The sequence below is a fragment of the Sinosporangium album genome, assembly GCF_900100605.1.
In the GTDB taxonomy this organism is placed as follows: domain Bacteria; phylum Actinomycetota; class Actinomycetes; order Streptosporangiales; family Streptosporangiaceae; genus Sinosporangium; species Sinosporangium album.
The window spans coordinates 352,052-365,202 of the sequence record NZ_FNCN01000003.1 but is presented as its reverse complement, the minus strand read 5'-3'; the positions used below and the strand labels follow the sequence as shown (position 1 = coordinate 365,202).

Sequence of the window (13,151 nt, the reverse complement as noted above, 5' to 3'; positions counted from 1 at the left end):
CCGCAACGGGACACCCCCCGAAGAATGAAGGAGATCGTGTGTCACCAATCCCCCGGCACTTAAAAGCGGCCCTGATCGGGTCTATCGCCGCACTCACGCTCGTCCTGCCCCAGAGTGCGGTCATGGCCGCCGCCCCTGCACCGGACAAGATCGATAAAGCGGTCCTGGCCGACCTGGCGGCCGACGACAAGGCCACCTTCTGGGTGCACCTCAAAGGCTCGGCCGACCTGAGCTCGGCGGCCAAGGCAAAAACCAAGACCGGAAAAGCGGAAGCGGTCTACCGCGCCAAAACCGCCTTCGCCGACTCCTCCCAGGCCGAACTGATCAAACTCCTGAAAGCGGCCGGCGCGGAGTACACCCCGTTCTGGATCGCCAACGCCGTCCGCGTGACCGGGAACTCGAAACTGGCGGCCACGGTGGTGCGCACGCCGCAGGTGGTCCGCATCGATCCGGTCCGGACGATCAAACTGCCCGAGCCGATTCCCGGCACAAGCCAGGCCAAGCTCAACGCGGTCGAATGGAACATCGACCGCGTCAACGCCCCCCGCGTGTGGAACGAGCTCGGCACGCGCGGCGAAGGCGTCGTCGTGGCGAACATCGACAGCGGCGTGCAGTTCGACCACCCCGCGCTGGCGGCGCAGTACCGCGGCAAGAAGGCCGACGGGACCGTCGACCACAACTACAACTGGTTCGACCCCGCCCGCGTCTGCTCCACCGCCGCGCCCTGCGACAACAACAACCACGGCACCCACACCATGGGCACGATGGTGGGCGACGACGGCGGGACCAACCAGATCGGAGTCGCCCCCGGAGCGAAGTGGATCGCGGCGAAAGGCTGCGAATCCAACGGCTGCTCGGACGCCTCGCTGCTCGCCGCCGGACAGTGGATGCTGGCCCCCACCGACCTGAACGGCGCGAACCCCCGCCCCGATCTCGCCCCCGACATCGTGAACAACTCCTGGGGCGGTCTCGGCTTCGACCCGTGGTACAAGCAGATCGTCGACGCGTGGGTCGCGGCGGGCATCTTCCCGGTGTTCTCCAACGGCAATGTCACGGGCGCGGGCTGCAATTCCAGCGGCTCCCCCGGGCAATACGTCGCGAGTTACAGCGCTGGCGCGTTCGACATCAACAACGCCATCGCGGGTTTCTCCACCCGCGGCAGCGGTGAGAACGGCGAGATCAAGCCCGACATCGCCGCACCCGGCGTCAACGTGCGCTCATCGGTGAACGGCGGAGGCTACGGCGCCATCTCCGGCACGTCGATGGCCGCCCCGCATGTGGCCGGGGCGGCGGCGCTGCTCTGGTCGGCCTCCCCCGCCCTCGACAACGACATCGCCGCGACGCGGGAGCTGCTCGACCGCACCGCGGTCGACATGAACGACACGAGCTGCGGCGGCACCGCCGCCGACAACAACGTGTGGGGCGAGGGCCGCCTGGACGCCTTCGCCGCGGTGCAGGCCGCGCCTGTCGGCTCCCTCGGAGCCCTGAACGGCACGGTGACCAGCGGCGGCGCGGCCGTCGCCGGAGCGACCGCGACCGTGGCGGGCCCGCAGAGCCGTACGGTCACCACCGGGCCGGACGGGACCTACACCCTCCCGCGCCTCCTCGTGGGCACCTACCAGATCACCGTCAAGAAGTTCGGGTACGGCGACGCCACCGCGACCGCCACCGTCACCGCCGGCCAGACCGCCACGGCGAACGTCGCCCTGACGGCGAGCCCGTCGGCCAGGGTGTCCGGCACCGTGATCTCCTCGGGCGTCCCCCAAGCGGGCGCCGAGGTCGCGGCGGCGGGCACCCCGGCCTCCGCCGTTACCGACGCCGCCGGGAGGTACCAGCTCACGCTGCCGCACGGCGCCTACGACCTGAAGGTCACCCCGGCGTCCCGCTGCACCTCCTCCCAGACCGCGCCGATCACCGTCGGCGGAGACCTGGCCAAGGACTTCGACCTGCCGCGCCGCTCCGACGCGTTCGGTCATGTCTGCGCGTCGGGCGCGGAGCCGTACGTCGCGGGCACCGACAAGCTCGCGCTCACGGGCGACGACGAGACCGCGGCGGTCACGCTGCCGTTCGTGTTCCCGCTGTACGGCACGGCGTACAGCAGCGGCTACATCAGCACGAACGGCTTCGTGAACTTCGCCGGCCGGTCCAGCGCCGCGGGCAACGGGCCGCTGCCCTCCGCCTCCTCGCCCAACGCGGGAATCTACCCGTACTGGGACGATCTCATCCTGGACACCCGCTCAGGGATCTACACCGCGATCCTGGGCACGGCACCGCGCCGGACGTTCGTTGTGGAATGGCGGGACGCCACCTTCTACGACGACGACACGCTCCGCATCTCCGTCTCCGCGGCGCTCGGCGAGGACGGCTCGGTCAGGTTCTTCTACAAGGACCTGGACAACGCTCGCGAATCCGGCTCGGGTGCCACGGTGGGCATCGAGAACGGCACCGGCAGCGTGGGCTTCGAGTACTCCCACGACGCCTCCGTGCTGAGCGGCGGGCAGAGCCTGACCTTCACCGCGAGCAGGCACGGCCTGGTGGGCGGCCTGGTCACCGACGCCAACGACGGCGGCCCGCTGGCCGGCGCCACCGTGAAGATCGGCGCCGAGGCGCAGTTCACGACCGGGGCCGACGGCCGCTTCTACGGCCAGGCCCCCGTGGGCGACCACAAGGCCGAGGTGTCCAAGGAGCACTACGGCACCTTCGTTCAAGACGCCAGCGTCACCGCGGGCGCCCTCACCGGCTTCGACACCACCCTCGCCACGGGCCGCGTCACGGCCAAGGTCGACGAGGTGACGCTGGTCATGCCGGCGGACGCCGTACGGACCGGCTCGATCGAGTTGACCAACCTGGGCAGCGCGACGGCCTACACCGTGGTCAACGACCCGGCGCAGACCTGGCTCACCGTGACCCCCGCGGGCGGCGCCCTCACCGCGGGCGCGTCTGCGACGGTGAAGGCCGACGCGTCGTCCGTCGGCGTGCCGCCGGGCACCGTACGCACCGGCACGCTGCTCATCCGCTCGGCCAGTGGCCGCAAACCCGAGATCAAGGTCACCGTGCGGGTCGTCGTGCCCAAGCACCAGGTCGCGGTCGATGTCGGCGGCACCAAGGACGTCGTGGACGCCGTGGGCGACCGCTGGTCCACCGACAGGAAGTACGCTGCCGGCGCGCACGGCTATGTCGGCACCGGCAGCGTCCGGACCACCACCCGGGCGATCAAAGGCACCTCCGAACAGGGACTGTTCAAGAGCGCCCGCGAATCGATGCTGGAATACCGCTTCGACAACGTGCCCAACGGCACCTACACCGTCGAGCTCGGATTCGCCGACCTTCGCTCCTCCAGGCCGGGGCAGCGCGTCTTCGACGTCATCGTCGAGGACCAACTCGCGGTTCCCGCCCTCGACCTCGCCCTCCAGGTCGGGACGCACACCGCCGTCACCAGGCAATACACCGTGAAGGTGGCCGACGGCCAGCTCAACGTGCGCTTCGCCAAGCGGTACGGCAACACCATCGTGAACGCCATCCGCATCTCCGAGCGCCCCGACAAGGTGCTTCCCTGACCCACCCGGTGGCCCGCCGCATCGCCTCATGCGGCGGGCCGCCGCCCTTCCGAACAAGCGAAAGGGACCGTCTATCCATGATTCCCCGACATTTCCGAACAGCCCTGATCGGGGCTGTGGCCGCGCTCACGCTCCTCACTCCCCACAGTGTCGCGATGGCCGCCCCCACGCCAGACAAGATCGACAAAACGGTGCTGGCCGACCTGAAGGCCGATGACAAGGCCACCTTCTGGGTGCACCTGAGAGGCTCGGCCAACCTCAGCGCCACGAGTACGGCGAAGACCAAGGCCGACAAGGCCGAAGCGGTGTACCGCGCCAAAACCGCCTTCGCCTCCTCCTCCCAGGCCGAACTGGTCAAGCTCCTGAAAGCGGTCGGCGCCGACTACACACCGTTCTGGATCACCAACTCCGTCCACGTGACCGGCAACGCCGAGCTGGCGACGTCGGTGGCGCGTCTTCCGCAGGTGACCAGCATCGTCCCCGCCCGCACCGTCGACCTGCCCAAGCCCGCCCCCGTCAAGGACCAGCCCAAGACGCAGTCCAAGTCACGCGCCAAGGCCGAGGCCAAGACCAGGGCCAATGGGGTCGAATGGAACGTCGACCGGATCAACGCCCCCCGCGTGTGGAATGAGATCGGCACGCGCGGCGAAGGCGTCGTCGTGGCGAACATCGACAGCGGCGTACAGTTCGACCACCCCGCGCTGGCGAGGCAGTACCGCGGGAAGAAAGCCGACGGGACCGTCGACCACAACTACAACTGGTTCGACCCCTCCCGCCAGTGCTCCACCGCCGCGCCGTGCGACAACGACCACAGTGGCACCCACACCATGGGCACGATGGTGGGCGACGACGGCGGGACCAACCAGATCGGAGTCGCCCCCGGAGCGAAGTGGATCGCGGCGAAAGCCTGCCAGTCCAACAGGTGCTCGGAGGCCGCGCTGCTCGCCGCCGGGCAGTGGATTCTGGCCCCCACTGACCTCAACGGCGCGAACCCCCGCCCCGACCTCGCCCCCGACGTCGTGAACAACTCCTGGACCATCGGGTACTACTCGGGGTACAAGGAGATCATCCAGGCGTGGGTCGCGGCGGGAATCTTCCCCGTGTTCGCCAACGGCGACGCCACGTACCCGGTCTGCGGGACCACCGGCACCCCCGGGAGGTACGTCGAGAGCTACAGCGTGGGCGCGTTCGATCAGAGGAACGGCGCCACGGTCTTCAGCTCCCGCGGCGCCGGCGATAACGGTGAGATCAAGCCCAACATCACCGCGCCCGGCTTCGCACGTTCGTCGATCAAACACGGGGGTTACAGGGACCGTGCCTCGACGGGGATAGCGGCCCCGCACGTGGCGGCGACCGTCGCGCTGATATGGTCGGCCTCCCCCTCTCTCCTCGGCGATGTCGCCGCCACGCGGGCGGTGCTCGACCGCACCGCGATCGACATGAGCGACACGAGCTGCGGCGGCACCGCAGGCAAGAACAATGTCTGGGGTGAAGGCCGCCTGGACGCCTACGCCGCGGTGCAGGCCGCGCCGTCCGACTCACTCGGCACGCTGAACGGCACGGTGACCAGCGGCGGTACGGCTGTCGCCGACGCTTCGGTGGCTGTGGCGGGCCCGCAGAGCCGCACGGTCACCACCGGGCAGGACGGGAAATACAGCCTGCCCCGTCTCCTCCCGGGCGACTACCGGATCACTGTCAAGAAGTTCGGGCACACTGACGCCACCGCGACCGCCACCGTGGACGCCGAGGAGGCCACGACCGCGAACGTCGCGCTGACCGAGGCATCGCCCGGCAGCGTATCCGGCACCGTGACCCACACGGGTGCCCCCGAGGCGGGCGCCGAGGTCACGGCCGTGGGCACGTCCGCGAAGGCCGTCACCGACGCCGCCGGCCGTTACCGGCTCGCCCTGCCGCGCGGCGCCTACGACCTGAAGGTCACCCCGGCATCGCGGTGCGCCACCTCCCGGACCGCGCCGGTCACGGTGAACGGCGACCTGACCAAGGACTTCGATCTCGCCAACCGTTCCGACGCGTTCGGCTACGTGTGCGCCGCGGGCGAGGAGCCGTATATCGCGGGCACCGACAGGCTCGGGCTCTCGGGCGACCTGGCGCAGACCGAGGTCTACCTGCCGTTCACTGTTCCGCTGTACGGCTCGCAGTACACGAGTAGCTGGATCTCCACGGACGGCAATCTGTACTTCCGCGGCACCTGGGGCATCGACGAGCGCAATGTATGGGTCCACCCGTTCAATGATGATCTCATCGTGGACGGTCAAGCCGGGATCTACACCGCGGAGCTGGGCACGGCACCGAAGCGGACGTTCGTCGTGGAGTGGCGGAACGTCACGTTCAAGAATGACAACTCCCTCCGTGTTTCCGTGTCGGCGGCGTTCGGCGAGGACGGTTCGATCAGGTTCTTCTACAAGGACCTCGACAACCCTCGCGAATTTGGAGACAAGGCGTCGGTCGGCCTCCAGGACCTCAAGGACACGATCGATTTCTGGTATTCCCAGAACTCACCGGCGCTGAAGAACGGACAGAGCTTGACCTTCACCCCGAGCAGGCGCGGCCCGGCCCTTCCCTAAACCCTCGCAATTTCCTCGCGCCCGGCGGCCCGTCACTTCCCAGAAGTGACGGGCCGCGCCCGGCACTGGAATTCCACGCCGTGTGACAACCCCGCTGAACTATGGAATCTTAAGCAGCATTTGCTTGCTTTCCACGGATCGGGGGTTACACAGGTGAAGAGGCGGGTGGCATTGGCGGCCGGAGCGGCAGTGCTGGCGGGGATGTTATCGGGGTGCGCCACGACAGCGGGCGGAAATGCAGCGTGGCGGCTTGTCCACGAGTCGTCGTCGTTGCAATTCGGAGCGCGCATCGTCCCACTCGGAGAGCGTGACATCTGGGCGTTCGGCACCCGGAAATTCCGGGAATTCACCCTCGGCGCCACGGCGTTTCACTGGGACGGCGAGAAGTGGCGGAAAAACGATCCGCCGTCGGAGGTCGGCACGTCGGTGGCGGTGGCCGGGGCCTCGTCACCGACGAACGTGTGGGTCGTGGGCGGTGGCGACGATCCCACCCGCGGGGTCGCCCGGTGGGACGGCGGCGCGTGGGTGACGATGTCGAGGGTGCCGACACGGTCGGTGGAGGACATCGAGGTGCTGGGCGAGGACGACGTCTGGCTGTTCGGCAGTGAGACGTGGCACTACACCCGGGGCGGCTGGTCCAGGGTCGAGATGCCGATGTCGGTCTACCGGGCGGCGGCCGCGTCGGCCGACGACATCTGGGTGGCGGGGTCCCACCGGCACGACCAGAGGCGGCAGCTCGTCGGCCACTACGACGGCGACACGTGGCGGATCGTTCCGCTGGGCGACCGGCTGCTGCCCGACGCGTCGTTCCACACCACCATGGTGGGGGTGGCCGCCGACGGGCCGGACGTGTGGATCACGGTCAACGCGGTGCCGGGCAGGCCGGGACCCACCACGCCGATACTGCTCCGCCGTACGGAGGGCCGGTGGAGCTCCGAGGCGGTGACGCGGGTCGCGGGCCACTGGCGGGAGACCGCCGACCCCGTCCCGGACGGTCGGGGCGGCGTCTGGTTCCTCGGGACGACCGACGTCAACGGCTATGATTCCGCGCTGGCTCACCGTTCCGCGGTCGGCGCGTGGACTCTCGCCCCGGTCAGCCCGTCCGCGGGCGGGGCCGAGTTCAACACGTTGACGGCGATCCCCGGCACATCACGGCTTCTCGCCACGGGCCATATCGAGCAGACGCCCGGGATCTTCCTCCACCAGGTGAAGGACGCCGATCACGCGGGGCCGACGGGCCCGTCCGCCCCTTCGTCCCCCTGAGCGGACAAGCGGACAATACGGCGCGTGCATTTTTTCTATGGCGGAGCCGCGCGTGGCGGCTTTCGCGGAGCCGGCGCCGCGGTGGGGCGGGTGGGGGCTGCCGGCGTGGCCGGGTCTGGCCGACCGCCGGAGGCGGTGCAGCGGTTCTCGGCGGGAGCTGGGGCGTTGCGCGGGGAACCGATGCCGGGCCGGATCACAGGCCGGCCGGGGCTGGATTGGCGGCCTGACCTGTGGAAGGTTCCAGCGCCGAGGGGGGTGCCGGGCATGGTGGGGCGGGTGGCGGTGGGAGCGGGTTAAGGAAGCGGTTGCACAGGGTGACGTGATCGGCCATCTTAGGCACACCTATTGGTCACGACATGGGAAGAAACTTCGCCATATGCGTACCATCACCCCCCTTTCCCGCCTGGCCGCCGCATGCCTCCTGGCATCTGGAATGTTGTACGCGGCTCCCGCACATGCCGCTTCCGACAAGGTCGGCATCACCTTCGTCGGCCGCTACAACGCCGGGCAGGTCGCGGCGGGCGCGGCCGAGATCACGGCGTACGACCCGGCGACGCGCCGGGTCTTCGTCGTCAACGCCCACGCCGGCACGGTCGACGTCCTGGACATCACGGACCCCCGTACTCCCCGTAAGGTCACCACGCTCCAGACTCCGGGCGCGAACAGCGTCGCCGTGCGCGACGGCGTGGTGGCGGTGGCGCAGCAGGCCGCGGTGAAGACCGACCCCGGAACGGTGGCGCTGTTCGAGGCCCGGACGGGGGCGAAGATCCGCGAGGTCACCGTGGGCGCGCTGCCCGACATGGTGACGTTCACCGGCGACGGGCGGCACGTGGTGGTGGCGAACGAGGGCGAGCCGTCGTCGTACTGCGCAGGCCAGGTCGCTGACCCCGAGGGGTCGGTGAGCATCGTCAACGTGCGCAAGGGCACGGTGCGCACGGCCGGGTTCGGCGCGTTCGACGCGCAGGCCGACCGGTTGAGGAAGGCGGGGGTGCGCATCAGCGGCCCCGGCGCGTCGGTGTCGAAGGACCTGGAGCCGGAGTACATCACGGTCCAGGGCCACACGGCCTGGGTGTCGCTGCAGGAGAACAACGCCCTGGCCGTGGTGGACCTGCGCCGCGCCAAGGTCACGGCCATTCTGCCGCTGGGACTCAAGGACTGGTCGAAGAGCGGCTTCGATGCCTCCGACAAGGACGGCAGGACCGACATCCGGCCCCATCCGGTGAAGGGCATGTACATGCCCGACTCGGTGGCGTCCTTCCAGTCGGCGGGGCGGCCCTATGTGGTGACGGCGAACGAGGGCGACGGGCGCGAGTGGGGGTGCCATGCGGACGAGGTGCGGGTGAAGGGTTTGAACCTGGCGCCGAGCGCCTTCCCCGACGCGGAGGCGCTCAAAAAGGAGACCGAGCTCGGCCGGTTGAACGTGGCGGTCGACTCCCCCAAGGACGCCTCGGGGGCCTACACCGAGCTGCACGCCTTCGGCGGCCGCTCGATCTCGATCTTCACGGCGTCGGGCCGGCTGGTGTGGGACTCGGGCGACACGCTGGAGGAGTTGATCGCCGACGCGCTGCCCGCCCAGTTCAACTCCGACAACGAGGAGAACAACTCGACCGACACCCGCAGCGACAACAAGGGCCCGGAGCCGGAGGGTCTCGCCGTCGGCCAGGTCGGTGGACGGACCTACGCCTTCGTGGGGCTGGAGCGGGTCAGCGGAGTGGCCGCCTTCGACGTGACCGACCCTCAGGACCCGGAGCTCGCGGGATACGTGAACACGCGCAACTTCGCGGGGTCGGTGGCGAACGGGACGGCGGGCGACGTCGGGCCGGAAGGCGTGCTCTTCGTTCCCGCCAAGGACAGCCCGACGCACCGCGCGCTGCTCGTCGTGGGCAATGAGGTGAGCGGGACCACCTCGATCTACGAGGTGCGCTGAGCCCCGGCGAAGGCCCTCCCGGCGGCGCGCGGAGGGGACAGGTCAGTGCAGGTATTCCTCGCACCGCGTCGGAGGGCCCGCCTCGACGACGACCTCGACCGCCGACGTCGGCAGTCCGCTCCGGGCGGCGTGGGCCTCCGCCGCGGTGCACACGAGCTGACCCTCGGCGAGACGCGAAAGCGCCTGGCCGGGGGTGAGCGTCACCGTGTCGCCGTGGATGGCGACCTCGACGGAGAGCTTTGCGGGCAGCGCCGCGGTGAGTCCGCGTTCGCGCTCGGCCCGGGTGGGGCCGCGCAGGAGAAGCGCGACCGCTCGGTCCGGGCCGAGCCCGTCGCCGGGCCTCCCCGCCGTGGCGAGCCGGTCGCCGGACACGAAGTAGAGCCGAGTGCCCGAGGCGGGACCCCACGGCGGGTTCCCCGCGTCGATGACGTCGGTGGGCTGGATGCCGCATCCGCAGGCCATCGCGAGTGCGGCGGTGCACACCGGCAGTGCCGTACGGCGGACGCTCACCAGGCTGCTCCCCTCCACAAGGGATCTCGCTCCCCCGTGGAGGGTCCCCCAGAAGGTGATACCACCTCCCGGGGCACACCACGCGCCCGACGCGGGGACGGAGAGAGCTCGCGCCGTTCACCCGGCGCATCGGATTAAGTCCGACTTAAATACGGATTAAGCGTGTCCTGCGTCACAGGCGCCACCTCCGCCTCAGACCCTAGGCTGAGCTGCATATCGACGTGAAGATTAGGAACAGCATCGCTTCTGACCTCTACAAAGAGATCAAACTCTTTGGAAACTTTCCTAATAGAAACCGTTGACGGACAGCTCAAAGCGATCTAGTTTTCGTTCAACCCCCGGGGGCGGGGGCCTTCCCAGCCATTGCCATGTCGCCTGTCGGAGGTGGCCTGTTCGTGTCTGAATCACACGCAACACACTCCCCAAGAAGACCGCGTCTCCGCGCGGCGCTCACCGCGGCAGGAGCCACCGTTGCCCTGATCGCGGGAGTCCTCGTCAGCACCGCAGCAGCGGCCGTCGACAACGAGACCTGCCGGCCTGACGGGCTCTACAAGACGCCCGGCGTCGAAGTGCCCTACTGCCTGAACTATGACGACGCGGGCCGTGAGAAGCTCGGCGCCAACCACAAGCGCCGCATCATCGGCTACTTCACGAGCTGGAGGACCGGTAAGAACGGTCAGCCGGCGTATCTGGCCAAGGACATTCCCTGGGCCAAGATCAGCCATATCAACTACGCGTTCGCCCACGTCGGGACGGACAACAAGCTCTCGGTCGGTGCGAACGGACCGGACAACGCCGCCACCGGCATGGAATGGCCGGGCGTCGCGGGCGCCGAAATGGACCCCGCGTACTCCTACAAGGGCCACTTCAACCAGCTGAACAAGTTCAAGAAGGCGAACCCGCACGCCAAGACGATGATCAGCGTCGGCGGTTGGGCGGAGACCGGTGGCATCATCGGCGCCGACGGCAACCGCAAGAGCGAGGGCGGCTTCTACCGCCTGACCGTGAACAACGACAACTCCATCAACCAGGCGGCGATCAACACCTTCGCCGACTCGGCCGTGGACTTCATCCGCACCTACGGCTTCAACGGTGTGGACATCGACTACGAGTACCCGTCGTCGATGAAGGACACCGGCCACCCGCAGGACTGGGCGCACGCCAACCCGCGGCGTACCGCTCTCATGAAGGGCTACGCCGTCCTCATGAAGACGCTGCGCGAGAAGCTGGACCGGGCCGCCGCGGCGGACGGGAAGTACTACATGCTGACGATCGCAGCGCCCTCGTCGGCGTATCTCCTGCGCGGCATGGAGACCTTCCAGATCCTGCAGTACCTGGACTACGTCGACATCATGTCGTATGACCTGCACGGCTCGTGGAACCAGTTCGTGGGCCCCAACGCGCCCCTCTTCGACGACGGCAAGGACGCCGAACTCGTCAGGTGGAACGTCTACAGCCAGGCAAACTACGGCGGCATCGGCTACCTGAACACCGACTGGGCCTACCGCTACTTCCGCGGCGCGATGCAGGCCGGCCGGATCAACGTCGGCGTGCCGTACTACACGCGCGGCTTCAAGAACGTGACGGGCGGCACCAACGGACTGTGGGGCCAGACCCCCGTCATCCGGCCGCCGACATGCGGCGAGGGTCTGACGGAGTGCGGTGACGGCGCACGCGGCATCGACAACATCTGGCACGACATCGAGAACGGCCAGGAGATGGGTGCGGGCTTCAACCCGATGTGGCACGCCAAGAACCTGGAGAAGGGCATCTCCGGCTCTTACATCGGCAGCTTCGGCCTCAAGCCCGACACCGACCCCGAGGACAAGCTGACCGGCACCTACACCCGCCACTACGACTCGACGCTGGTCGCGCCGTGGCTCTGGAACGAGTCCAAGAAGGTGTTCATCTCCACCGAGGACGAGCAGTCCCTCGGCGCCAAGGCGAACTACGTCAAGGACAACGGCATCGGCGGCATCATGATCTGGGAGCTGGCCGGCGACTACGAGTGGAACGCCGCCAAGGGCGAGTACACCCCGGGCAACACGCTGACGAACCTGCTCTACGACAGCTTCAAGACGGCCACGCCGTACGGCGCCGCCAAGGCGAAGGTGACGGTCCCGAACGAGAAGCTGGACGTATCGATCGAGGCGCACAGCTTCCCGACGGGTGACAACAACTACCCGATCAACCCCAAGCTGAAGGTCACCAACAACTCCAAGACCACCATTCCCGGTGGCGCGGAGTTCCAGTGGGACTACTCGGTCTCGGCTCCCGGCACCGCCAAGGACCAGAACGGGTTCGGCACCAGGGTGATCAGCAGTGACCACACCAAGCCGAACAACATCGGGGGTCTCACGGGCGAGTTCCACCGCGTGTCGGTGAAGCTCCCCGCGGACAAGTCCATCGCCCCTGGCGCGTCCCTGGACATCGACTACGTCTACCAGCTTCCGAAGCCCGGCATCTCCAACATCACGCTGGCCTTCGGCGGCAAGACGTACGGCCTGGTCCAGGACTACGCGCGCGGCGGAGTCGTGGTCGAGCCCACCGGCAACCCCACGGGCAACCCCAGCGGCGAGCCCACCGGCGCCTGCGCGTCGCCGGCCTGGGACCGCGGCAAGGTCTACGCCAGCCCCACCAAGGTCTCCCACAACGGCCGCGAATGGCAGAACCAGTGGTGGACCCAGGGCGACGAGCCCGGTAGCGCCGGCGTCTGGAAGGAGCTCGGCGTCTGCACGGGCGGCACCGCGAGCCCGTCGCCGAGCGGCTCGCCGAGCCCGAGCGGTTCGCCCAGCCCGACCGCGTCCCCGAGCCCGACCGTGTCGCCCAGCCCGACGGTGTCGCCGAGCCCGAGCCCGACCGGCACCTGCGCGTCGCCGGCCTGGGACCGCGGCAAGGTCTACGCCAGCCCCACCAAGGTCTCCCACAACGGCCGCGAATGGCAGAACCAGTGGTGGACCCAGGGCGAGGAGCCCGGCGTGGCCGGCGTCTGGAAGGAACTCGGCCCCTGCTGAGTCCCCTCTGATCTGCCTTCCCGGCGCCTTTCCCGGCCCTGACGGGCCGGGAACCGAGAACACCGGATCGCGCGGACCATCCCCCTCGCGCGGTCCGGGGCACACCGATCACGCCCGGCGACCTCCCCCCGGATCGCCGGGCGTGATCCGCCTTCCTTCACGGCCCTGCCGGCCGGCGGGGGAGGGCACTACGTGTCGCACCCGGCGGTCCTCCCCCCCTTCCCGGGTGCGACTTGAGGCGGTGCCGTACAGCTCTGTACGGCACCGCCTCCGTTTTGTTCCAAGCATCAGGGTT

6 protein-coding genes are annotated in these 13,151 nt (G+C 68.9%); 5 read left to right on the top strand and 1 reads right to left on the bottom strand.

What is annotated here, in order from left to right; translation table 11 throughout:
- The first annotated feature begins 38 nt into the window (after nt 1-38).
- The 4 genes from BLQ73_RS04915 to BLQ73_RS04900 all read left to right on the top strand — a co-directional run bounded on the left by BLQ73_RS04915 (nt 39) and on the right by BLQ73_RS04900 (nt 9,332).
- Entirely contained in the window at nt 39-3,557 is a 3,519-nt protein-coding gene (locus BLQ73_RS04915) for a S8 family serine peptidase (protein WP_218125620.1), read from the top strand.
- 77 nt (nt 3,558-3,634) lie between these two features.
- The gene (locus tag BLQ73_RS04910) at nt 3,635-6,142 is read left to right on the top strand and encodes a S8 family serine peptidase (RefSeq protein ID WP_093168644.1); all 2,508 of its coding nucleotides are present in this window, start codon (nt 3,635-3,637) and stop codon (nt 6,140-6,142) included.
- A gap of 270 nt (nt 6,143-6,412) precedes the next feature.
- Nucleotides 6,413-7,405, top strand: a complete 993-nt coding sequence (locus BLQ73_RS04905; protein ID WP_093168642.1) for a hypothetical protein — start codon at nt 6,413-6,415, stop codon at nt 7,403-7,405.
- Nucleotides 7,406-7,781: 376 nt separating this feature from the next.
- Nucleotides 7,782-9,332, top strand: coding sequence for a choice-of-anchor I family protein (locus tag BLQ73_RS04900; RefSeq protein WP_093168640.1), 1,551 nt, complete (start codon nt 7,782-7,784; stop codon nt 9,330-9,332).
- Nucleotides 9,333-9,374: 42 nt separating this feature from the next.
- Here BLQ73_RS04900 and BLQ73_RS04895 read toward each other — a convergent pair whose 3' ends face one another.
- Nucleotides 9,375-9,860, bottom strand: a complete 486-nt coding sequence (locus BLQ73_RS04895) for a hypothetical protein (RefSeq protein WP_093168637.1) — start codon at nt 9,858-9,860, stop codon at nt 9,375-9,377.
- Nucleotides 9,861-10,237: 377 nt separating this feature from the next.
- Here BLQ73_RS04895 and BLQ73_RS04890 point away from each other — a divergent pair, with 377 nt between their 5' ends.
- Nucleotides 10,238-12,856: a chitinase C-terminal domain-containing protein gene (locus BLQ73_RS04890; RefSeq protein WP_245690793.1), complete on the top strand. Its 2,619-nt coding sequence runs from the start codon at nt 10,238-10,240 to the stop codon at nt 12,854-12,856.
- Nucleotides 12,857-13,151 lie beyond the last annotated feature (295 nt).

What these genes read in the sequence shown, in the direction of transcription:
- BLQ73_RS04910 (WP_093168644.1), top strand. Translation starts at nt 3,635, where the DNA reads ATGATTCCCCGACATTTCCGAACAGCCCTGATCGGGGCTGTGGCCGCG.
- BLQ73_RS04900 (WP_093168640.1), top strand. Translation starts at nt 7,782, where the DNA reads ATGCGTACCATCACCCCCCTTTCCCGCCTGGCCGCCGCATGCCTCCTG.